A 1,844-nucleotide genomic window follows, 5' to 3' on the forward strand; every position below is an offset into this window, starting at 1 on the left:
ACCCAACTAAGATACGAAATTATGCAAGGGTTGTACCCGCAGATGACCTCCAGGGTGCTGCTGGAGCAAATTGGGCGAAATCTCTCGGTGCTAAAAAAGTATTCATATTAGATGACCAAGAGGTTTACGGTAAAGGATTAGCGGAAGTATTTAAAGCGACTGCAAAAAAAATTGGCATCGAAGTTGTGGGTACTGAGGGTATCGACTCCAAAGCCAGTGACTATAAAGCTTTGATGAATAAAATAAAATCATTAAATCCCGATTTGATTTATTTTGGTGGTATCACTCAGAATAATGCAGGACAATTAATTAAAGATGCGCGCAATGTGGGTTTAAGTGCAGATAAAGTTAAGTTTATGGGTCCAGATGGAATCTTTGAGCAAGCATTAGTCGATGCTGCTGGTAAAGATGCAGAAGGTGTGTTTGCGACATTTGGTGGTGTTCCTCCTAAACAACTTACTGGTGCTGGTAAGACTTGGTATGACAGCTACAAGAAAAAATATAATTCCGAACCCGAAGCTTATGCTGCTTATGGTTATGAAGCTGCCAAAGTTGTGATTAATGGGATTGGGAAAGTTTGTAAGAGCGATCGCGAGGCTGTTCGTGCTGCGGTAATGGGTACGAAGGATTACGAAGGTATTCTCGGTAAGTGGAGTTTTGATGCTAATGGTGACACCACTTTAACTTCAATGTCTGGTAATAGTGTCAAAGCTGGTAAATGGGAGTTTGTCACTATTTTGGATGCTGCGAAAAAGTAAGTACCAAGAATTGTACTTTCAATTTAGTCTTCTTTTAGAGACTTTCGCCATTAGTCGGAGATTATAAATCTCTGACTCTTTTTATTCATTTCCCTATTCCCAATCTCCAACTCTAACAATGATTAACGCACTCGATCGGCAAACAACCAAGAATAAAATCCCGTGGCAGAAAATTCTGTTGTACATTGGTGTCATTTACTTAATTCTGTTAATTGGACCAATTGCCGGATTTGATGTTCCTCGAATTATTGGCGAAATTAAAGCAAATCCAGCCTTATTAATTCAGCAATTACTAATTGGATTGGTTAATGGTGCAATTATTGCAATTATTGCCCTGGGTTACACAATGGTGTACGGAATTATCGAGTTGATAAATTTCGCACATGGTGATTTATATATGCTAGGTGGATTTGCATCCCTAACTGTAATCGGTGCTTTTGGAATTACCGATAGTACATTACTTGCGATCGCACTACCTGCTATTTTTATCGCTCTACTTGTGAGTACTGGACTCTGTGCGGGTTTGAATATCGCCACTGAGCGTTATGCATACCGTCCTTTACGTAATGCACCTCGTCTTGCTCCTTTAATTTCTGCTATTGGTATTTCCTTTATCTTTCAAAATATGGGTTTATTTTGGGGTGGACTAAAATCGTTTATTCCCGTAATGGGGGTTAACGCTGCTGCACCAAAAAGTTTTCCCGATTTATTACCCAGAATTGATATTTTGAAATACTTTGGCATTGAAAGCACGATTCAATTTACAACCAAGGATTTGATTGTATTAGTAGTTGCTTTGGTGCTGATGATTAGCTTGCATATATTTGTTCAGTATACGCGCTGGGGTAAAGCAATGCGGGCAACTGCTCAAAATCGCGATGCAGCAAAAATGATGGGTATTAATGTCGATGGAATTATTGTTTTAACGTTTTTAATTGGGGGAATGTTGGCAGGTTCCGCAGGTTTATTAGTTGGACTTTACAACAATACAGTTGTGTTTACGATGGGCTTTACTGCGGGTTTGCGGGCATTTACTGCGGCAGTATTGGGGGGAATTGGGAATATTATTGGTGCAATGTTGGGAGG

At 39.7% G+C, this 1,844-nt stretch carries 2 protein-coding genes; both read left to right on the top strand.

Translation table 11 applies throughout. The features are described from left to right. Positions 1 to 758 (top strand): branched-chain amino acid ABC transporter substrate-binding protein (locus CK510_RS29935; protein WP_158224997.1); only part of this gene is annotated, 758 nt, incomplete at its 5' end. Positions 759 to 876: 118 nt separating this feature from the next. Next, a partial coding sequence (locus CK510_RS29940) for a branched-chain amino acid ABC transporter permease (protein ID WP_095725064.1) occupies positions 877 to 1,844 on the top strand: 968 nt, incomplete at its 3' end.

The sequence above is a fragment of the Brunnivagina elsteri CCALA 953 genome (assembly GCF_002289455.1).
GTDB lineage: Bacteria > Cyanobacteriota > Cyanobacteriia > Cyanobacteriales > Nostocaceae > Brunnivagina > Brunnivagina elsteri.